Here is a 20,506-nt window from a genome sequence, read left to right on the forward strand (position 1 = left end):
GTGCTCGATCGTTCCGGGCGTCAGCGGATCGAGCACGTTCCAGAACAGACGCCGATGAATCACGAGCGGCCAGACGAGCAGGAGTTTTCCGTTCTCGCGGTACACGATGCAACGCAGCTGCGTTCCCCGTGGTTGCGCGACCTGGGTCCAGCACAGCCAGCAGACGGTGAACGCCTGAAAGTGAAGGCCGTTGGCCTCGTTCCACAATTCGTCCCATTCGGCTTGCAGCGATTGGAAGACGGCAGGATCGGTCACAACGGTGATTTCAGTGGTTCCAGCGCCCATGCGTTCTCCTGGCTATAGCGTGAAACTGGCGAGGTCCGCTTCGTGCGGTCCGTGAATGAACTTCACTGTCGTGCGCCATGAATCGATATCGAATGCCGCGTGGCAACTTCGGTGCCGGCTTATTTACTGTGGTCCGTGCCGTAATCCTGCACATAGGCCTGAGTGCCGTAGCGTCGCACCAGCGCATAGTTGGTGGTATGAACTTTGACGCCGTTGAGCAGAATGCCGTTGACCTTCGCGCCCGATTGCGCAAGCCGTTTGATCGATGCGTCGATTTCGCCCGTTAGCGTGTCGCCGAAACGCGCGACCAGGAAAATCGATCCCGCGACCGGCGCCATGATGCCGCTGTCCGACACGGCAAGAATCGCCGGAGCGTCGATCAGCACCATGTCGTATTGCTGCGAGGCCTGCTCGACCGTCTCCCTGAAGTGTTCGCTCATCAGCAGATCCGCCGCATTCGGCGGATAGACGCCTGTTTGAAGCAGATCGAGATTGCGCTGGACGTCCCGATTGACCACGTCCTGCAGCGCGCGATGGCTCGACAGCACGTCCGCGAGGCCGTCCCCGTGAGGCACACCTAAATGCTGCTCGAGGCGGCCTTTGCGCAAATCGCCGTCGATCAACAGAACGCGCTTGCCGCCGGCGCTGAGAACCGCCGCCAGATTGGCCGACAGGAACGACTTGCCGATACCGGGCAGTGGGCCGGCGAGCATGACCACGTTGTTGCGCGCGCCGACGACGGCGAGCTGCAACGCAGTGCGGAACATGCGCAGACTTTCGATCGCGGGGTCACGCGGGTAACAGACGGCGAGAGGAAGCTGCTGCGGCAAGCTGGCTTCGGCGCGCCGCATGATGGCAACCTGCTTGTCGCTGAACGGGACCGTGGCGTACACACTCAGTCCCGTGGACGATTCGATGTCCTCGGTGTCGGTTACGCCGCGGAAAATCCGATCGCGAGCCAGCGCCAGACCGATGCCCAGCAGCAGGCCGCCCGCGAGACCCGCGGCGAGGACCAGCAATTTTTCGGGCCTGACTGGCCGGATCGGCACCTCGGCCGCATCGACGAGTTGCACGGAGCCTGCCGTTCCTGCGCTGAGTACCTGCATCTCCTGAATCTTGCTGCGCATCGAAGAGTAGAGCTCCTCGCTGATGCGAAGATCGCGCAGGCGCCGCAGGGCCTCCTGCTCGGTCAGCGGCATCAGTTTGATCTTGCCGTTCAGCCGGTCGATCGCCTGCTGGGTCGTGGCGATCTGCTGATCGATTGCCACGACGTCCGGGGACGACGGAGCAAACGTCGCCAGTTTCTGTTCGCGTGCGCGCCGCAGCGTCACCATCTCCGAGGTTTCGTCCGCGAGTTGCTTCGCCAGCAAATGGCTTTCGTCGCTAATGTCGACGATGCCGTGCTCGTTGCGATAGCTGTTGTAGGCGACCTCGGCGTCGTTGACTTGCGCCTTCATCGCGGGCAACTGCTCGTTCAGACGCGTGAGCGATGCCTTGGCGATATCCGATTTGAGCTTGACGTTCCATTGCAGATACTGGTTGCCGATCTCGCCGATAGTCTGCGCGACCCGTTGCGGATCGTCGCCTCTGAGCACTGCCAGGAGGATGCCGGACTTGTTGCCTTCCTCCGTGACCTTGATTTCCTTCTGCAAGCGGTCGACCACCAGTTGCTCGGACTGGCGCTGAAGAATGAACTCAGCGTTCGGCTCGCTGTGGATGGCGGTGACGAGCAAAGTGACGGGTCCCGAATGCGCCTGGAAATGCTCAGTTATGCCGACTTTTCCTTTCGTTGCCGGCAGACCTGGACCAACGAGTTCATATGCGCCGTCCGGGAGTGCGCGAAGCAAGAACTTCTTCCCCTGAATTTTCGCTGGAACGTCGAAATCGCCTATGGAAATGGTTTCGTTTCCCCATACGAAACCACCCACACCCAGTATCCCAGGGGTCGAAAGATCATCGCTGTAGCGCGCGATCGCCGCGCCAATGATCGGAAAATAGCGGGGGCGCGCCGTGATATAGAGCTTTGCGTCCGTCACCGCCCGCCAGATGATGTTGCGCGAACTCAGTAACTGTGCCTCGCGGTCAGCCGACGATTTTTCGTTGAAAGGACGTGAAACATAGTTAAGCATGTCCTTTTGCATGGCCGGTGTGGAATCGGCAGCTTCGTCGATTTTGACGAGTATGTGGGATTCGTAAACCGGTGAGCTGAGAAATGCATAACCACAGGCGAGTAAAAAGATAATCGCCGTGGTAACCCCGATCATGATTTTGTGACTAAACAACGATTCAAGTAACGTTGTCATCGTTATTTCATCAGATCGCGCCCGGAATTTGCCCCGTGTCTGATCTTCCTGTCTCATAGCCACCTCATTCAAGAAATGCCGCGCCGCATTTTCAGAGAATGCGCGCCGAGCCCGCTGGTTTCCGCAGACGATTACGCCGTGACGGGCCTAATAGGACTTTGGGACCGAGTAGGAAATGGTTAATTATGCGGCCGAGGGTAGCATCCGCACTGGTTTCTCTGTGCGTGTTAGCCCACATTGTCCCGCCATTTGGCGGATTGAGCCGGTTCTGAAAATCCGCAGATTCTGTTGCGCAAGGCTTCCTGTTTATTCAGACGGATTGCCGTGTTTTTTCATACATCACAACATTAACCGGAATGCCGGCGCCGCGCTTCATGCAGGAGTACTTGCAATATTAATATAAATAAAGGTTAACCCACGCTTTTAAATTTTACTTGATGGAAAAGTTCGCTAACGCACATGGGCCGAAATTGACGGGGTCCTATGATCGCTCCTGTCTCATTATTAGAAGCCGCTGATTCAAAATATTCAATCTGTCTGCGGAATACCAGCGAATGAGTGGCGGAATTGGCAGGGACGCACGAACTATTTAGAAAAACCCTGGACGTTTTTCATGGTTGGCTGGTTTGTACGGCAATGAGCAGACGAAAAAAACATCTGTGAAATCGAAGGTTTCATTGCCGCGAGAGGGACGTGTCGATTCGTACACGCCTCTAACGAGTCGACGTAAGCGCAAGTCGGAGTTGAGAGCGAGACGATCTATTGGTCGGGTCGACGCACGTCCGTCGACGCGGTCTGAAAGAAGAAGCGCGCGCCAGCAGTCCAGTATGGCTGGCCGGCGCCATTGAACCTTGTTCGCAGGTGTGCGGCGAGGGCGATCGTCTGCCCGGAGAACTGACGTTGCGTGATTGCGTTGTCATCCGCGCCGGGAGCGAAATGTATGACAGGCAAAAAGACGATCGCCATTCTTGGCACGCGTGGCATACCTGCGCGTCATGGCGGATTCGAAACGTTCGCGGAGCGGCTCGCGCTTCATCTCAACGAACGCGGCTGGATCGTGACCGTGTATTGTCAGGGTACGAAGGAACTGGCGGAGCCGGTCTATGACACGTGGCGCGGCATTCGTCGCATCACGTATCCAGTGAGCCGCGAAGGCGCGGCCGCTACGCTGGAGTTCGACTGGACCTGCGTTCGGGATGTCGTCAGGAACCCGCCGGGCGTTGCACTGACTCTCGGCTATAACACGGCGCTCTTCTGTATATGGATGCGTCTGTGCGGCGTGAAGAACATCATCAACATGGACGGCCTCGAGTGGCGGCGCGACAAATGGCGCAAGCATGAGCGCGCGTGGCTATGGCTCAATGAACGCATCGGCTGCTGGGTCGGGAATCACCTGATCGCCGATCATCCGGCGATTGCGGATCATCTGTCGACGCGCGTGTCGCGCAGCAAGATCACGACCATTACCTACGGTGCGGATCACGTCGAGCACGCCGACCGGGACCGGTTGAAGGACTTTTCGCTGTCCGCGGACAGGTACGGCATTTTTATTGGCAGGCCCGAACCGGAGAACTCGGTCATTGAAGTGGTCGAGGCGTTCTCGCGCAAACGGCGCGACGCCAAACTGGTCGTGCTCGGAAACTACGAGCCGGATCGGCGGCTTTATCATCGTGAGGTGATGCAGGCGGCCAGCGATGAAGTCATCTTTCCCGGGGCGATCTACGACACCGACATGATTCGGTCGCTCAGATATCACGCACGCTTCTATCTTCACGGACACAGGGTCGGTGGAACCAATCCGTCGCTGGTCGAGGCGCTGGGTGCCGGCAGCGCCATCATCGCGCACGATAACCCGTTCAATAGATGGGTAGCCGGGTCGGGAAGCCGCTATTTTTCTTCTACGAACCAGTGCGAACATCATATCGAGGATCTGCTGCACGACGATTCAGCAGTGGAGCAGATGCGGGCGGTTAGCCGGGAACGCTTCGCGAGCACGTTTCAATGGTCCGGCATTCTCGACGAGTACGAGTCGCTGTTGGAGCGTTACTGCGCCAAAGAGGAAGAGGTGATAGCGCTCACGCCGGAGAAGCGGCTTTGAATTGACCGGGCCTGGTTTGTTCGCGAATGGCGAATCCCTTGCTGGGCGATAAGCTCACGCAAGGGAAAACGTCGACGACAGGCAAGGAAAAAAGCGCATACGGTCCACGCTGGAGTTCGAGCGGGATTCGAACTAAATTCGAGCAAGAAACAAACGGCGTGTCATACGCCGTGATGCGCCGGCCGTGATGCCTCAGCCGGCGGCGGAGTCGCCATCTTTTGCGCGGTGCAGCCGGTGCCCCGCCGATTCGATGATTGCCTGAGTGCTTCGGTGAAGTTTGCGAAAGGCTGCGTAGTCGCTTCTCATACGGCGTATCTCGAAGCGACGAACCAGCGTGCCGCCGAATCCGGACAGAAACATCAGGATGCTCAGACTTGCGATTCCGTCAAAATCGAACACGAGTTTCCGTTCGTGTGCGAGACGAATGGCGGTCCAGATGAGCACGCTGATGGCACCGCTATGAGAGTCCCGTTTGCGTGAGGAAAGGAAATAATAGAGTGCCGTGTTATCGGAAACAACGGTAATGGCCGCCTGCAGCGTGCCGTCTTTGTCGTAGCATCCCAGCAGTTTTCCAGCTCGCCGCTCCATGACCTCACCAAGGAGCGTTCTCATGAGCGAGGATCCGTACATATTGCGTTGTTGACGCGCAGCAAGATTGGCGTCGTAAAACCGGACGAATTCATCCGCGCTGAGGATTTCCTTGACGGTCAATTGCTCGGAAGCGCGGCGAATGACATTGCGGGTATTCGGCCGCATGTGGGCCCACGTGTCTGCTTCGGTTTGCTGAGGAGAAATTCTCAGTGTGAAGTTGGCGAATACCTTGAAACGACTGAAGGTAAAGGCTATCGCTTCCGCCTCCGACATGCTGGGGTCCATCAGTTGTTCGAAAAGAGCGCAGGCCGGCAACTGTTGTATGAGTTTATTGCAGACGTTAAACCTGTGCCGCCATTGCTCGTCGGCGCTGCCGGTCGTCGATCTGATCACGGGCCCGAGGCACCGCGTGAGCAGCGGCATTTCGGACACGTTCCAGAACCCCTTTCTCACGAGCGTATAAGGCATTTCGCCAAGTACTTCATTCTTTTCCACGACCTTGGCGAGATGCCAGTCGCCTCCCGTGACGGCATTGAGCCACCACGGTTCGTGAAAAATGGAGCATCGGGTGAGGCCAGGACGGACCTCTGAAACGGGAGGGGGGGCGCCAGACTCGTTTGCCACGCCTCTGAAGTTAATGAAATGTCCAGTCGAGTTGGATAGCGGGAAGAGATCTATGGCCATTGCGTGCTGTGTTCATTCGTCAGGATTACAAAGGTCGAACTCAATACGCATCCAGGAGCTCGCCTGCGCTGTAGTACGCTTCGCACACCTTGCGGAAATCAACCACCGTATTCGCTGATTCTTATCTCAACCATTACACGATTCATTTGTGAGTTCACGAAGTGTAAGGTGAATATTTGTTAATAGACGTGCGGAATCACACAATTGGATGTAATGACCGACACCTGCCTGAATAGTCCGCTCGTGCGGAATTCATTCCGCTTATTGGAGGAGGGCGCTTGAATCACCGTGCGTGCCGAATCAGGAAAAGTAGTGGCAGTACGGGAATTATTGATCTAATGTATTGACGCAGAGTGAGCCGCCGGTGCGTCCATACGGCGCCTCGCTCGTGGCAAGTGGTTCGTGCGCAAATGCGAAGCCCTCTCTTCGCCCGTTCTGGGCAAGCCAATCATGAGAACTGGTCGGAAATTTATCGTCGGCACGGGTCTGGTATGTCTCGGCGTGGCCTTGTCGCTGATTGCGCTACGTACATCAGGTCAGTCATCGCCGGCTTTGCAGTCGACCATTGGCGACGCGGTGCAGCAGATGCAAATGGCGCACGAGGCTACGCCGACTGGTGTGCCGCCTTCCTATAGCTGGCAGGCGCAATCGGTGATTCAGGCGGGCAATCGCCCACCGGGCGGGTTCCACGCGATCACCGGCTGGGGGCAGATATTTCGCGCGTCCGGAGCGGCGCCGGTGACACTAAACGTGTCACTTAGGAATTTTCGCACTTACCTTCTCCAGACCTCCGGTGATCTGCAGTTGCTTCAGTCCACCAATACGCTGGATGGCGCTCAATTCAATCCCGACTATCAGGGTAACGTCAATACGCCGGCGGAAATCGGCGTGGACTCGAACGGTTATACGTCGGTTGTGACGAATCCCAACCTCGCATTTCAATTTTGGCCGTCGGCCGGCAAGGTGAACTTCAACTCACGGAACCTGGCTGGAATAGTGGTGGTGGTTGAAGCCAGAATAAACCCGGCAAATGGGCAAGCCGCCGCGGACGTCGATAACAAATACATTTTGTCCGTGGGCGCGGACTATTGGGCAGCCGTGAATTCCGTGTGGGACAACTATCGCAGCAGCGCAGGCGTGGCGACTGGACGGTTCCAGTTCCTGACGACCGAGTGGAAGTGCTTCACGATGACGACGGTTCCCGAGCGCAATAGCGCAGCGTTGCCGGTACTGTTCGCGTGCTAGATGAGTGTGTCAGAGATTCGGGCCGGGGAATGAATTCGATGGCGAGGGTTTTCTGACTTTGCTCATACGGTACGCGTTCTGACCATAAATGACGCACCAGAAGGCGATCAGCGACGCAGCCGTTGCTGTGGAAGGCGCAAACATGATCCAGATTTTCGGCGCGATGAACGGCGAAGCCGCGATGGACAGTAGCGTCACCCCCTGCTTGATCAGAATCAGCCGGTACCGGCGTGCGGCGATGAACCAGGTGGTCAGTCCGTAATCGGCGAACAACACGATCGAGCAGGCGGTGGCGTAGATCATCACAGGCGCCCCGGCCGCGAAGTTCGGGCCATAGATGAGCAGAAACACGGTACGGCCTATGAACAGACTGCCCACGAAGGCGACGGCGCCGAGGATGCCTAGATAAATGCCGAGCTTTTGCGCCTTCTCGCGAAGCTGTATTTCATTTCGTGCGATGAATACCATGCTCGGGCCGAGCGCCAGAGCGAGCGCTGCGCCGACGGAATTCCATTGTTCGACGAGCGATGCCGCCGCCGAATAGATGCCCAGGTCCGCCTTCGAAATCAGCATCCCTAACAGCACACGATCCAGTCTCACGACCAGAACGCCAGCCGCGACCGCCGGCCAGAATTTGAGTCCGCGAATCACGAGGGTTTTCGTCACGACATCGTCGCCGGCAAGCGACTGCGGCGTTTTGAGCGCCAATTGACGATAGCGCCGAAAAGGTCCTGCTGCCGCGACGATGGCTTCGATGGGCCATGCAATCGACGCGATCAGCGCGCCGGCCGAAGCATGCGCCGCGGCGAACAGCCATAGCACCCGGACGCCGCTTGCCAGAGTCTTGGCGCGGGTCACGACCCAAGGGCTTTTCTCGGCATACGCCATTAACGAACCGAGCGCGATCGGTTCGACGATGAGTAGCAAACCCGCGACGATGGCGAGTTCGGCACTGGCACGAATCATCAGAAACCATGCGCCGAGGGAGAAGACCAACATGACGCCGAGCGTCGAAAAGAGGCGCAGACGGAAGGCGCGATAAAACACGAGATGGCGCAGCCGCGGATGCTTGCCGAGAATCGGCGCAACGGATTGAGCGCTGAACAGCAGGGCGGTGCTTCCGGCGACAGCCGAAAGCGACAAGGCGAATTGCAATTCGCCGAAGAGGCGCGCGCCGTAGATGTTGGCAAAAAGATGGTTGCTGGCGACAGCGGCGAGCGCACCCACGACTTTTTCGCACAACACGCCCGTCAGCGACGAGAAAAGGAGCCGGACGAATGGATTCACGACGCCTCTTCAGCTTGCGCTGCGTGAAAGCCCGCTGTGCAGGTTGGGCGTGCTGTGATCGGATGAAAGCTCGAGAAAATGAAGCGCGTTCACACAATCCCTTTTTATTTTCCTGCCGGTTGAGTTTCTCTGCCGCGAGCTGCGCGTGCCGGAATGCGAGCCGCTCCATAGGCCAAAGAACATGTCTTTAGTCTGATGGGTTGCTCCGCAAATCAACGCCCCCATTCAAACGGTATTCTCTCTGGCTCGAATCATAGCGGATCGCTTTGACTCGTTGATTGTTAAGGTATTCTTAGTATCATTTCACTTCATTACCGCTCGTTGTTCCTCTGCGCCGCAGCCGATCTCATGAGCTATCTCATGGACTACCTATAGGCCGCGCGCAGCGCAGATGCCATTGCCGTGCGATTGGATAATTGCGGCCGCAGCCGCTATGAACGATTCGCCGTACACGAGCACGCACGCGCCATGCAAATGAATGGCAACTTTATTTTTCGTTTCGGACTTGCCTCGATGTCGCCAGATATCGGTTGACTCATGTGAGGACCGCGGTGAACTTGCGGTTCGACCGAACGCTGGCGGACACGGAAGACTTGGGACTTTATAGCTGGCGAATTTGCGAAAGAATGTGCCTTGTCACACACTCGTGCGGCATCGGGAGCCATTGATCTGGAGGAGTGTTCTGCGTGCCTGAACGTATAGGAACGTTTGTGACGAGGCAATGAATTTATTTTTATTGTGCTGTCGAGCAGACAGCAAAAGTACAGCAAGGGGCCAGCAAGGGGCCAACGAAAGGCGGCCGATTGCCGGTCCGCCCTCGAAAACTCACAATGCCGCAGTCAGGTTGGTGACCTTCGCATTGCGCAGATAAAGCACGGTGGACAGCACCACTGCCGCCGCCGCGGCAATCGCGGCAAACAGAAACACCGAGCCGTAACCAAACTCGCCCGCGATATACCCGGCCAACGGCCCGGTAATGCCGAGCGACAGATCGAGAAACACCGAATACGCCGACAACGCCGCGCCGCGACTCGCGGGCGGCACGAGCCCGACGGCTTCGACGCCGAGCGCGGGGAACACGAGCGCGAAGCCGAAGCCGGTCAACGCGGCGCCAGCGAGCGCGATATGCGGCTCGGGCGCGAGCCACAGCATCAGGAGACCCGCGCATTCGAATGAAAACGACGCAATCGCGACGCGGAACCCGCCATAGGTCTTGATCGTGTTCGCGAACAGCAGGCGCGCGCCGATAAAGAGCGTGCCGAACAGCGTCAGCGACAGCGCCGCATTCGGCCAGTGCCTCGCGGCATAGAACAGTGTGATGAAAGTCGCGATCGAGCCGAAGCCGGCCGAACCGAGCGCGAGGCCCATGCCATGCGGCAGCACGCGCGTGAACACGCTGCGGTACGACATCCGTTCGCCGTGGACGACCGGCACCGGCGCGATCAGCCGCGCGAGGTAGTAGCCGAGCGCCGCGAGCAGGATCACGAGAATGCCGAGCGTGGTAAAGCCGATGGCATGCGAAAGCGCCACGCCGAGCGGCGCGCCGATGGCGAGCGCGCCGTAGGTCGCGATGCCGTTCCACGAAATCACCCGGGCGTTGTTGTTCGTGCCCACCCGGCCGATACCCCACAGAATCGCGCCCGTGCCGCACAGGCTCTCGCCGAAGCCGAGCACGAGGCGGCTGCACACCAGCAACGCGAGGCTCAGCACCGGCCAGTGCCCGGCCAGCGCCGCGAGCAGCAGGAACACACCGCTCGCGCCGCAACCGAGCAAGCCGATCGACACCGTGCGCTTGGGCCCCAGCGTATCCGCCGAGCGGCCCGCGAGCGGCCTCGACGCGAGCGTCGCGAGGTATTGCACGCTGATCGCCGCGCCCGCGAGCACCGCGCTATAGCCGAGGTCGTCGTGCACGTAGCCCGGCAGCACCGCGAGCGGAATGCCGATCGTCAGGTAGCAAAGAAACGTGAAAAAGACGACAGGAATGATCTGAAGGGTCGTGGCAAATTCGCTGCGGCGGGGTGCGGAGTCGGTGGACATCGGGAAAACGAGACTTGAAATCGACGGAAAGGCGTGATTTTCCCATGGAACCGATTCCCTTGCAGGAGTTGCTCAAATAATGGCCGGGTTAAACGGCTAGTCGAAGCTATATAAAGGTCGATTTTTGGCATGCCACTGGGTGTTTTTTGGCCGGACGGCGTTGCACGCCATTATTTTTAATGGCGTTAAATCCGCAGAAATAATAAAAAAGCGGCAGAAATACACCTCCAACATAAGCACAGCGCCGCGCAAATTCATCCCGATATCGTTTTGCGGATATGTCCCGCATGCGATTCGCGCTATGGGTTGCGTTTATTGACGGTGATAGCTTTCAAACCATCGTCGCGGCGCCTGCGCGCGGACACAGAACCACAGAGAGCAACGAGACATGACTGAGCCGATTCGCTTCTATCACCGCAACGCGATCCGCGAAATCAAGGACGCGCCCGTTACCCGCACGGTGCTGCAGTATCTGCGCGAGGACGCGCATTGCACCGGCACCAAGGAAGGCTGCGCGGAAGGCGACTGCGGCGCGTGCACGGTCGTGATCGGCGAGCGCAACGCGGCGGGCGGCGTCGACTTCAAGGCGGTCAACGCGTGCATCCAGTTCATGCCGACGCTCGACGGCCGCGCGCTCTTCACGGTCGAAGACCTGCGCCAGCCCGACGGGTCGCTGCATCCCGTGCAGCAGGCGATGGTCGACTGCCACGGCTCGCAATGCGGCTTCTGCACGCCGGGCTTCATCATGTCGATGTGGGCGCTCTACGAGAAACACGGCCACGAGCAGGGCTGCGCGAACCGCTCGGTGCCCTCGCGCGAGACGATCGGCAATGCGCTCACGGGCAACCTGTGCCGCTGCACCGGCTACCGGCCGATCATCGACGCGGCCGAGCACATGTTCGAAGCGCCCGCGCCGCAAGCGCCGGTGAACGTGAAGGCGCTCGCCGCCGCACTGGCCTCGATCGGGCGCGACGACACCTTCCGCTACGAGCATGCCGGCCAGCAATTCGCCGCGCCGCGTACGGTCGCCGCGCTCGCGCAACTGAAAGAAGCGGAACCGGCCGCGCGCATTCTCGCGGGCAGCACCGACATCGGCCTGTGGGTCACGAAGCAGATGCGCGAACTCGGCAACATCGTCTACGTCGGTCAGATCGACGAGCTGCAAAAGCTCGAAACCCACGACGACTGGATCGAGATCGGCGCGGGCGTGAGCGTCGAGAAAGCGTACGCGGAGATCGCGAAGCAGTATCCGGAGCTCACCGAAATGTGGCAGCGCTTCGCGTCGCTGCCGATCCGCAATGCCGGCACGCTCGGCGGCAATATCGCCAACGGTTCGCCGATCGGCGATTCGATGCCGGGTCTGATCGCGCTCGGCGCGCGCGTGATCGTGCGCGGCGGCGAGATCGAGCGCGAGATGCCGCTCGAAGACCTGTACCTCGCGTATCAGAAGAGGGACATGGCCGGGCACGAGTTCGTGGTCGGCGTGAAGGTGCCCACGCGCACCGGCGCGCGCGCGAATCTGCGCTTTCGCACCTACAAGCTCTCGAAGCGCTTCGACTCGGACATCTCGGCCGTGTGCGCGGCGTTCTCGTTCATCCCCGATGGCAACGTGATCCGCGAGCCGCGCATCGCGTTCGGCGGCATGGCCGCGACGCCCAAGCGCGCTTCGCATGCCGAAGCCGTGCTGCGCGACGCTGAATGGCACGAGGCGACCGCGCAGGCCGCGATGCTCGCGCTCGGCAACGACTACGCGCCGCTCTCCGACATGCGAGCGACGAGCGACTACCGTCTCGAAGCCGCGAAAAATACGCTGTACCGCTTCTGGCTCGAAACGCGCACGCAGCATCCACTGCCGAAGAGCGCACTCGATGTGCGCGCGGTCGTTGCGGCCGGCGAATGCGCATCGGGATGCGTGCCTGCTGGCGCGGGCGCTTGAGAGACGGCGCGTTCGAAGCGCATGCGAAACGCGTGTAGAGCGCGCGTTCAAGGAATACGGAGAACTCAATAATGAACCAGCAAGCCGAACCGTTTCTGAAAGAGCTTCAGGATCTCGACGACTTCACCCAGGTCCACGTGTCGCGTCCGCACGAATCGGCGCATCTGCACGTGAGCGGCCGCGCGACCTACACCGACGACATCCCCGAGATGGCCGGCACGCTGCACGCGGCGCTCGGGCTCTCGGCGAAAGCGCACGCGAAGCTCGTGTCGATCTCGCTCGACAAGGTGCGCGCGACACCCGGCGTGGTCGCGGTCTTCACCTCCGACGACATTCCCGGCGTCAACGACGTGGGCCCGATCATCCACGGCGACGATCCGATTCTCGCCGATGGCGTCGTGCAATACGTCGGCCAGCCGATGTTCATCGTGGTCGCGACCTCGCACGATACGGCGCGGCGTGCGGCGCGTCTCGCCGAGGTGGTCTACGAGGAGCTGCCGGCGGTTCTGACCGCGCAGCAGGCGCGCGCCGCGAACCAGTTCGTGCTGCCGCCGATGAAACTCGCGCGCGGCGATGCCGGCACGAAGATCGCACGCGCCGCGCGTCGCGAGGCGGGTGAAATGCTGCTCGGCGGCCAGGAGCAGTTCTATCTCGAAGGGCAGATTTCCTACGCGGTGCCGAAGGATGACGACGGCATGCACGTCTACTGCTCGACGCAGCATCCGACCGAAATGCAGCACCTCGTCGCGCACACGCTCGGCGTTGCTTCGCATAACGTATTGATCGAATGCCGGCGCATGGGCGGCGGTTTCGGCGGCAAGGAATCGCAGTCGGCGCTGTTCGCGTGCTGCGCGGCGCTCGCCGCATGGAAGCTGCTGTGCCCGGTCAAGCTGCGCCCGGACCGCGACGACGACATGATGGTGACCGGCAAGCGCCACGATTTTCACTACACGTACGAGGTGGGCTACGACGACGAGGGCGTGATCGAAGGCGTCGCGGTCGACATGACCTCGCGCTGCGGCTTTTCCGCCGACCTGTCCGGCCCGGTGATGACACGCGCGCTGTGCCACTTCGACAACGCATACTGGCTGTCGGACGTATCGATCGACGGCTTCTGCGGCAAGACCAACACGCAGTCGAACACCGCCTTTCGCGGCTTTGGCGGCCCGCAGGGCGCGTTCGCGATCGAGTACATCATCGACAACGTCGCGCGCTCGGCCGGCCTCGACGCGCTCGACGTGCGCCGCCGCAACCTGTACGGCAAGACCGAGCGCAACCAGACGCCGTACGGCCAGGTCGTCGAAGACAACGTGATTCACGAGCTGATCGACGAACTCGAGGCGACGAGCGACTACCGCGCGCGCCGCGCGGCGATCGACGAGTTCAACGCGAACAACGAGATCCTCAAGAAAGGGCTCGCGCTCACGCCGGTCAAGTTCGGCATCGCGTTCAACGTGACGCACTTCAACCAGGCCGGCGCGCTCGTGCACATCTACACCGATGGTTCGGTGCTCGTGAATCACGGCGGCACCGAAATGGGCCAAGGGCTCAACACGAAGGTCGCGCAGGTCGTCGCGCATGAACTCGGCGTCGGCTTCAACCGCATTCGCGTCACCGCGACCGATACGAGCAAGGTCGCCAATACGTCGGCGACAGCGGCTTCGACCGGTTCCGACCTGAACGGCAAGGCCGCCCAGGACGCCGCGCGTCAGTTGCGCGAACGGCTCGCCGCGTTTGCCGCCGATCGCTTCGGCGCGGGCCGGGTGAACGTGCGGGACGTGCGCTTCGTGCATGACCGCGTGGTGGTCGGCGATGTGGCCGTGCCGTTCGAAGAGCTCGTCGCGAAGGCCTACGTCGCGCGTATCCAGCTCTGGTCCGATGGCTTCTATGCGACGCCGAAACTCTACTGGGATCAGTCGAAGCTGCAGGGCCGGCCGTTCTACTACTACTCGTACGGCGCGGCGGTGTCGGAAGTCGTGATCGACACGCTGACCGGCGAAATGCGCGTGCTGCGCGCCGATGCGTTGCATGACGTGGGCGCGTCGCTGAATCCGGCGCTCGACGTGGGCCAGGTGGAAGGCGCGTTCATTCAGGGCATGGGCTGGCTCACGACCGAGGAACTGTGGTGGAACGCGGGCGGCAAGCTCATGACGCATGCGCCGTCGACCTACAAGATTCCGACCGTCAACGACGTGCCGCCGGTCTTCAACGTTCGGCTCTTCAAGAACCGCAACGCCGAGGACAGCATCCACCGCTCGAAGGCAACCGGCGAGCCGCCGCTGCTGCTGCCGTTCTCGGTGTTTTTCGCGGTGCGCGACGCGGTGTCGGCGGTGGGCGGGCACAAGGTCAATCCGCCGCTCAACGCGCCCGCGACCAGCGAGGAAATCCTCAAGGCGGTCGGCGCGGTGCGTGCCGCCACCACAGCGGCGCGGCAGGACTGACGGCGAGAGGAAAACGAGCGGGAGCGAAGCATGGGAGTACGTATCAATGATCTTCAAAGCGGGACGTGCGCGATGAACGATAGCGCGCCGGTCCGGATCGGCCGACGCAATGCCGCGTCCGATCTCGCGCCGCGCCCGGCGCCGATGCATATCGTGCTGTTCGGCGCGGGACATGTCGGGCATGCGCTCGTGACGCTGCTCGGCAGTCTGCCGTGCGTGGTGCAATGGGTCGACGAACGCGACGAACTGTTCCCCGACGAAACGCCGCACAACGTGCAGGTCGAAGCGACCGACACGCCCGAGGCGATTGTCGACGCGGCGCCGCCGGGCGCGTGGTTTCTCGTGATGACGCACAACCATGCGCTCGATTTTTCGCTGGCCGCGCGCATCATGCGGCGGCGCGATTTCAGCTACTTCGGCATGATCGGCTCGAAGACGAAGCGCGTGAAATTCGAGCGGCGTTTGCTCGATCGCGGCGTCGAACTCGAGCGGCTTGCGGACATGACCTGTCCGATCGGCGTCGAGGGGATCGTCGATAAAGCGCCTGCGGCGATTGCGGTTGCCGTGTGCGCGCAGTTGCTGCAATTGAGAACGCAGCAGGGCGTGGATCGGGTTGACGGGCCGGCGCGGATTCGCGACGCGGATGCTCTCGGGCGGACCGTGGAGCCAGCCACGATGTAGACCACGATCACGGCGCAAAGAGTTTGCGCGAACGTTCGAGGGGGACGGCGCTTAGGCGCCGTCCCCCTCGTCTTTTTACGGCTGCGCTTTCGTGACCGCCTTTGCGCCCGCCTGCGTCACCCGCGATTTCACGCGCGGTATTCTCTGCGCGACCAGTTCATTCGATACCCCGGACATCAGCGTTCTCAACCAGCCGACATCGCTCGGCCGATCCGGCTGCGGATGCCAGAACTGATAGCACCTGATGCGCGGAAACGCGATCGGCACTTCGACGACCGCGAGCGGCAGCATGCTCGCGTAATGCATCGCGAAGCGGCGCGTCGTCGTGAAGATCAGATCCGATTGCAGCAGCGTTTGCGGCACGAGCCCGAAGTAGGGCAACGTCGCGACGATGCGCCGCTCGGCGCGCGCCCGCGCGAAACCCGTGTCGATCGCGCCGCCGCGCGCGCCGCTATAGGGCGTCGGCGCGAGATGCGGCGCGGCCAGATACGCGTCGCGCGTGAGCGGTTCGCGCGTCAACGGATGATCGGCGCGCATCATGCATACCACGGTGTCGGAGAACAGGTCGCTGCGCTCGAAGCGCGGATCGGGCTTCGGCCAGTTGCCGATCACGAGATCGAGTTCGCCGGCGTCGAGCGCGGCCGAATGATCGAACTGCGGTCCCAGCGATTCGATCTCGAGCCGCGCATGCGGCGCTGCCTCGCGAAACCGCGCGATCACGGTCGGCATGAAGAAGTCGTTCAGATAATCGGGCGCAGCCACGCGGAAGGTGCGGCGCGAGCGGCCCGGGTCGAAGTCGCCGTGCGGCGTCGCGACGAAATCGACGTCGCGCAGCACGCGCTGCGCGGCCGCGAGCAGCGACTCGCCGTATTCGGTCGGCACCATGCCCGACTTGCCGCGCACGAGGATCGGATCGCCGAGCGTTTCGCGCAGCTTGCGCAGCGCGGTGCTGATCGCGGGCTGGGTTTGATTCAGACGCTGCGCGGTCTGCGTGACGCTGCGCTCGACGAGCAGCGTGCGCAGCACGCGCACGAGCCAGATATCGAGTGAGGCGGCGGTTTCGTCCATGATGAAAGCGTGGCGGCGCGGGCGGGGTGGGGCCGCGTGAAGCGTGGCGCCCAGCTTGCCCGCCGCGCGGTCCACGCGCGGGGTGCAAAGGTTATAACCTTAGGCTGGTTTGCGGGGAGCGGCATAGCGGGCGCGGTATGGCCGGCATCAGCGCGGCGCTCGTTCAGGCGCGCTTACGCCGGCTTATCCGCGAGCCCCCACGGCAGCGAACTGATGCGCTTCACTTCCCGCGACTCGAGCCAGTTCGGCGTGCGCGCGCAATACAGCACCATCGGCAGCGCGTCCTCGCCCCAGAACAACTGGTCGTTCAGACGGAAGGTCGGCACGCCATACACGCCGAGGCTGATCGCATCGGCCGTATTGCGCTGCAACTGCGCTTTCACGTCCTCGTTCTGGATCAGCTCCGGGCCGTCCGGTTTGCCGACGCGTTCGCACAACTCGGCGAACGCTTCGTCGCTCGACGGGTCGCGGCCTTCGCGCCAGATGAAGCGGAAAATCTCGCGCACGAACTGAACGTCGCCGTTCGCCGCGGTGGCGAGCAGCAGCGGCTTCATCGAATCGAACGGATGCGCGGGCGGCATGCGGTACGGAATGCCGAGCTGCTCCGCGCGAAACAGCGCGTGCCGGTACATGAAGGTGCGCTTGGCGGGCACGCTGTACGCCGAGCGCTGCCCCCAGTGGTGATACAGATCGTTCAACACGACCGGCTTGAACGCGAAGTCGAAGCCGGGCCATTTATCGTGTTGCTCGAGCAACAGGTAGGTGAACGGCGAGACGAAATCGTAGAACCACAGCGGCTGTTTGGCGGCGATGCCAACGGTCATAAATGTCTCCCGGATTGCCTGTTTCGGACGGCGCGGACGGTGCGTCTGCTATCGCGTCAAAATTGTAATGATCTTACGCGGTGCGGCCCCGGTTTGCACCCGGTCGATATTCCCTGGGTGCGGGAGCGCCAACCGGAGGGCGCTGGCGCTTTGCACTGGTTGGCGTGACTTCGCTGGCTAAGGAAGGGAGGGGCGGTGCCGGGTTCGCTGGCGTCGGCGGCTGTTCGTTCATGTTCGTTCAGCTTTTTGCGCCGCCGGTTTGCTCCGATGCTTGCCCTGCTGTTTGCCCTGCCGCTTGCGCAGCCGTTGGCTCGGTGGTTGGCTTCGCCGTCTGCTCTGCCGCCTGCTGCGCCGCTTCGTCGTCCGCTTCATCGTCCTCTTCGTCTCGCGGACCCAGCGCGTCGCGGCTTCCCGTGAGCCGGCGCCGCACGAAGCCGATGTGTTCGCGCAGCACGTAGAACTGGTCCGCGTATGCGAGCGGCATTTTCATGCCGTTGACGGAGTCTTCGATCGTGTCGAGCCGCTCGATTAGCGACGTGCGCTCGGCGGCCGAATGTTCGCTGAGCGCGCTGCGCTCGATCGCGATCAGCGCGCCATACCAGCGGTAGATACGCGACTTGACCCGCCACGCGTAGAGCCCCGGCACGATGCGCAGCGCCGGCACGAGCAGCACGATCAGCGGCACGACGACCACGAGCAGCCGGTCGGCAAGACTTGCGATCCAGAACGGCAGCATCCGGTACAGGAAGCTCTTGCCCGACTTGTAGTAGCGCGCGGCGTCGTCGGAGAGCGGGAAGTCGTGCGCGATCGGCGCGGGGAATTCGCCGGCTCGCTGCATGATCGTCGCGCCGCCGTGCACCTCGCGCGCCGCTTCGATCAGCAGATCCGACAGCGCCGGATGCAGCGAGTCGCGCGCCACCAGTTCGGCGGTCGGCGCGACGATGTTGATCGAGTTCGCCGGCAGGTTCTTGCCGAGGTCGAACGCGCCCATCGGCATCTTCAGCTGGGTCAGGTATGGAAAGCGGCGCGTGTAGGCGTCGGCCTGCGTGAAATCGTAGAAGCGGATGTTTTGCGTGCGGTACAGCTTGCCCATCACCGCCGGTTGCGCCGAATCGCCGGCGAGGAAGGCCGCGTCGATCTTGCCGTCGATCAGCGCGTTGGCGGCTTCGTCGCCGGAGAGCGGCAGCAGCTTGGTCGGGCCGCCCGGCACGATGCCGTTGGCCTTGAGCAGCGCGAGCGCGAGTTCACGCGTGCCGCTGCCTTCGGCGCCGATCGCGAGCCGCTGGCCCTTGAATTCGGACAGCCAGTTGACGGGCGCGCCGTGATAGAAGACCGCGAGCGGCACGTAGGCGACGCTGCCGAGCGACATCAGGTCTTTGCCTGCCGTGCCCGGCGTGACGCCGCTCTGCACGAAGCCGACGTCGACGTTCGACTTCGGGTCCGAGAGCCGTTTGAGGTTTTCTAGCGAGCCTTGCGAGTCCAGCACGTTCAGCGTGATGCGGTTGCGCGCGAGGATCGCCTTGTACTTTTGCGCGGCATTCCAGAAGGTGCTGCCGACCGGGCCGGCGCTGATCGTCAGCGTGCTCGGCGGCGCGGGCTGGATGAGCCGCACGGCGGCCCAGATCGCGACGATGGCGACCAGCACGAGCGGGCCGAACGAGACCGCCAGGTCGCGCCATGAGATCGCGACAAAACGGGCGACGAGATGGGGAGGGCGGGTGCGGCCGGTGGCTGGCTTCATCGGATTATGTAACGGCGATAGTCGAAAAGACGAAAGCGAGAAAGCGGACGGGCGGTGCGGCAGGGTGCGCCTCGGCGTGCTTTCGCGCGCGTCCACGCTCTCGCATGAATCGCGCCGAAGCGTCCGTCCCGCCGGGCCGGGCATCGTCATGGTCCGCAAGTTCGCAGACCGCGTGGCGGTGCGCGTCGCGCCGATGGTACCCGAGATTGGCGCGGCGGCGAAACGCGCGGCGCGGCGGCTCGCCGACAAAGGCGTAACAAATCGTGAACCACAGGGGAACTGCGGGGGAACGGCAGGGGAGTTGCGGGGCGAATTGCGGTGAACGTCACGTGCCCGTTGCATGACCCGCAAGCGAAGTGCAAGGAAGCCTCGCGTGACTCGCGCACGAGTCCCACATGGGTCGTCCATGCACCGGATGTGAACACTGTCTGAGCCTCGCATCAACCGTGCGCACCCTCGCTCCCTATCTACTACGCATCACTACGCAGGCCGCCGCCCGCTGTCGCCGCGTCACGCCGGGCGCTAAACCCTTTGCGCTTCTGCTCCGGCTAGATTAAATTGTGCATCGCTACCGCGAACCAGCGTTTGCGCGGCGCGATCCCGGCACGACAGACAAGAACCGGGTGCGCCGGCGGACCTCGCGGTTTGCCGGTTTTCATGCCGGTCCGCAGCGCCGCCCTTGGCCGGGCGGCACATGACGGACAGGATGAGTGGCAGCCGGCCTCTCTCGCCTCTCGCATACCGTGTCGTAGCCATAGCCGGTCGTCGCTGGTGCGTTCGTTCGCGCCACGATGGCCGCACGTAGTCGTAACGAAGCCGCTTGACATGCGGTCCAATGTGAAATCAAGGAGAAGAGAGCTATGAAGACGGTCGGTTTTCTGAAAACGCTGGGTTCGGTTGTGGCGATGGTGGTGGCGTGCAACGTGTACGCTCAGGCAAGCGGTCCGGCGACGGACACGACCTCGGCGGCAGCCAGCGTCAAGGCTGGCAAGCGTGCGAACCATCAGCTCGGCCGCAAGGTGCGCGGCGTGCTCGCGAAGACCCAGGGTCTCGACGTATCGAACATCGCCGTGCGCGCGCGTGGCGGCGCGGTGACGCTGACGGGCTCGGTGCCGAGCCAGGGCCAGATCGAGACCGCCGGCGATGCCGCCAAGGGCGTCGCGGGCGTGACGTCGGTCACGAACAAGCTGACCGTCATGCAGCAGTAAGCGGCGCGCCATGCCTTGGCATGGCGCGGGCGGCGCGATACAGACGGCGCCGCATAAGCGTCATCGCGTGCGGTCTT

At 62.0% G+C, this 20,506-nt stretch carries 15 protein-coding genes; 8 read left to right on the forward strand and 7 right to left on the reverse strand.

Features of this window, described 5'->3' with window-relative positions:
* Complete coding sequence (locus B9Z01_RS35565) at positions 1-303, forward strand: hypothetical protein (protein WP_167387481.1); 303 nt, start codon at positions 1-3, stop codon at positions 301-303.
* Positions 304-404: 101 nt separating this feature from the next.
* Here the strand turns inward: B9Z01_RS35565 and B9Z01_RS13980 are convergent, their stop codons facing one another.
* Positions 405-2,588 (reverse strand): polysaccharide biosynthesis tyrosine autokinase, encoded by a 2,184-nt coding sequence (locus B9Z01_RS13980; RefSeq protein WP_167387482.1) that lies wholly within the window; start codon positions 2,586-2,588, stop codon positions 405-407.
* Between the two features lie 940 nt (positions 2,589-3,528).
* On the opposite strand from B9Z01_RS13980, the gene B9Z01_RS13985 reads away from it, so the two are divergent.
* A complete protein-coding gene (locus B9Z01_RS13985; protein WP_085483931.1) occupies positions 3,529-4,686 on the forward strand; it encodes a DUF1972 domain-containing protein in 1,158 nt (385 codons plus the stop codon).
* Positions 4,687-4,878: 192 nt separating this feature from the next.
* Here B9Z01_RS13985 and B9Z01_RS13990 read toward each other — a convergent pair whose 3' ends face one another.
* Positions 4,879-5,961 (reverse strand): GNAT family N-acetyltransferase, encoded by a 1,083-nt coding sequence (locus tag B9Z01_RS13990; protein WP_085483933.1) that lies wholly within the window; start codon positions 5,959-5,961, stop codon positions 4,879-4,881.
* Positions 5,962-6,411: 450 nt separating this feature from the next.
* Here B9Z01_RS13990 and B9Z01_RS13995 point away from each other — a divergent pair, with 450 nt between their 5' ends.
* Complete coding sequence (locus B9Z01_RS13995; RefSeq protein WP_208626000.1) at positions 6,412-7,206, forward strand: hypothetical protein; 795 nt, start codon at positions 6,412-6,414, stop codon at positions 7,204-7,206.
* A gap of 9 nt (positions 7,207-7,215) precedes the next feature.
* On the opposite strand, the gene B9Z01_RS14000 is transcribed toward B9Z01_RS13995, so the two are convergent.
* Both B9Z01_RS14000 and B9Z01_RS14005 read right to left on the reverse strand, forming a co-directional pair.
* On the reverse strand, positions 7,216-8,433 hold the full coding sequence (locus B9Z01_RS14000; RefSeq protein WP_143808940.1) for a lipopolysaccharide biosynthesis protein: 1,218 nt from the start codon (positions 8,431-8,433) through the stop codon (positions 7,216-7,218).
* Between the two features lie 885 nt (positions 8,434-9,318).
* Positions 9,319-10,530: an MFS transporter gene (locus B9Z01_RS14005; protein ID WP_085483939.1), complete on the reverse strand. Its 1,212-nt coding sequence runs from the start codon at positions 10,528-10,530 to the stop codon at positions 9,319-9,321.
* A gap of 388 nt (positions 10,531-10,918) precedes the next feature.
* Here B9Z01_RS14005 and xdhA point away from each other — a divergent pair, with 388 nt between their 5' ends.
* The 3 genes from xdhA to xdhC all read left to right on the forward strand — a co-directional run bounded on the left by xdhA (position 10,919) and on the right by xdhC (position 15,588).
* Complete coding sequence (xdhA, locus tag B9Z01_RS14010; protein ID WP_085483941.1) at positions 10,919-12,466, forward strand: xanthine dehydrogenase small subunit; 1,548 nt, start codon at positions 10,919-10,921, stop codon at positions 12,464-12,466.
* A gap of 71 nt (positions 12,467-12,537) precedes the next feature.
* Positions 12,538-14,907 carry a xanthine dehydrogenase molybdopterin binding subunit gene (gene xdhB / locus B9Z01_RS14015; protein WP_085483943.1) on the forward strand — a complete coding sequence of 790 codons (2,370 nt, stop codon included), beginning with the start codon at positions 12,538-12,540 and terminating at the stop codon, positions 14,905-14,907.
* Positions 14,908-14,979: 72 nt separating this feature from the next.
* Positions 14,980-15,588 (forward strand): xanthine dehydrogenase accessory protein XdhC, encoded by a 609-nt coding sequence (gene xdhC / locus B9Z01_RS14020; RefSeq protein WP_085483945.1) that lies wholly within the window; start codon positions 14,980-14,982, stop codon positions 15,586-15,588.
* Positions 15,589-15,663: 75 nt separating this feature from the next.
* Here the strand turns inward: xdhC and B9Z01_RS14025 are convergent, their stop codons facing one another.
* From B9Z01_RS14025 to B9Z01_RS14035, 3 genes are all read right to left on the reverse strand, one after another.
* Complete coding sequence (locus B9Z01_RS14025; protein ID WP_085483947.1) at positions 15,664-16,656, reverse strand: LysR substrate-binding domain-containing protein; 993 nt, start codon at positions 16,654-16,656, stop codon at positions 15,664-15,666.
* Between the two features lie 173 nt (positions 16,657-16,829).
* On the reverse strand, positions 16,830-17,480 hold the full coding sequence (locus tag B9Z01_RS14030; RefSeq protein WP_085483949.1) for a 2-hydroxychromene-2-carboxylate isomerase: 651 nt from the start codon (positions 17,478-17,480) through the stop codon (positions 16,830-16,832).
* Between the two features lie 238 nt (positions 17,481-17,718).
* Positions 17,719-19,221 carry a TAXI family TRAP transporter solute-binding subunit gene (locus tag B9Z01_RS14035; protein ID WP_085484747.1) on the reverse strand — a complete coding sequence of 501 codons (1,503 nt, stop codon included), beginning with the start codon at positions 19,219-19,221 and terminating at the stop codon, positions 17,719-17,721.
* On the opposite strand from B9Z01_RS14035, the gene B9Z01_RS34860 reads away from it, so the two are divergent.
* Together B9Z01_RS34860 and B9Z01_RS14040 are read left to right on the forward strand one after the other, a co-directional pair.
* Positions 19,208-19,543 carry a hypothetical protein gene (locus B9Z01_RS34860; protein ID WP_143808941.1) on the forward strand — a complete coding sequence of 112 codons (336 nt, stop codon included), beginning with the start codon at positions 19,208-19,210 and terminating at the stop codon, positions 19,541-19,543. The genes B9Z01_RS14035 and B9Z01_RS34860 overlap by 14 nt on opposite strands.
* Positions 19,544-20,081: 538 nt before the next feature.
* Positions 20,082-20,429, forward strand: coding sequence for a BON domain-containing protein (locus B9Z01_RS14040; RefSeq protein WP_085483951.1), 348 nt, complete (start codon positions 20,082-20,084; stop codon positions 20,427-20,429).
* Positions 20,430-20,506: the final 77 nt, after the last annotated feature.

The organism is Paraburkholderia susongensis (assembly GCF_900177725.1).
Classification (GTDB): domain Bacteria; phylum Pseudomonadota; class Gammaproteobacteria; order Burkholderiales; family Burkholderiaceae; genus Paraburkholderia; species Paraburkholderia susongensis.

Excerpts from the sequence above, each read along its gene's own strand:
- B9Z01_RS13980 (WP_167387482.1), bottom strand. The coding sequence starts at position 2,588 with ATGACAACGTTACTTGAATCGTTGTTTAGTCACAAAATCATGATCGGG.
- B9Z01_RS13985 (WP_085483931.1), top strand. The coding sequence starts at position 3,529 with ATGACAGGCAAAAAGACGATCGCCATTCTTGGCACGCGTGGCATACCT.
- B9Z01_RS13990 (WP_085483933.1), bottom strand. The coding sequence starts at position 5,961 with ATGGCCATAGATCTCTTCCCGCTATCCAACTCGACTGGACATTTCATT.
- B9Z01_RS13995 (WP_208626000.1), top strand. The coding sequence starts at position 6,412 with ATGAGAACTGGTCGGAAATTTATCGTCGGCACGGGTCTGGTATGTCTC.
- B9Z01_RS14005 (WP_085483939.1), bottom strand. The coding sequence starts at position 10,530 with ATGTCCACCGACTCCGCACCCCGCCGCAGCGAATTTGCCACGACCCTT.
- xdhA (WP_085483941.1), top strand. The coding sequence starts at position 10,919 with ATGACTGAGCCGATTCGCTTCTATCACCGCAACGCGATCCGCGAAATC.
- xdhB (WP_085483943.1), top strand. The coding sequence starts at position 12,538 with ATGAACCAGCAAGCCGAACCGTTTCTGAAAGAGCTTCAGGATCTCGAC.
- xdhC (WP_085483945.1), top strand. The coding sequence starts at position 14,980 with ATGAACGATAGCGCGCCGGTCCGGATCGGCCGACGCAATGCCGCGTCC.
- B9Z01_RS14025 (WP_085483947.1), bottom strand. The coding sequence starts at position 16,656 with ATGGACGAAACCGCCGCCTCACTCGATATCTGGCTCGTGCGCGTGCTG.
- B9Z01_RS14030 (WP_085483949.1), bottom strand. The coding sequence starts at position 17,480 with ATGACCGTTGGCATCGCCGCCAAACAGCCGCTGTGGTTCTACGATTTC.
- B9Z01_RS14035 (WP_085484747.1), bottom strand. The coding sequence starts at position 19,221 with ATGAAGCCAGCCACCGGCCGCACCCGCCCTCCCCATCTCGTCGCCCGT.
- B9Z01_RS14040 (WP_085483951.1), top strand. The coding sequence starts at position 20,082 with ATGAAGACGGTCGGTTTTCTGAAAACGCTGGGTTCGGTTGTGGCGATG.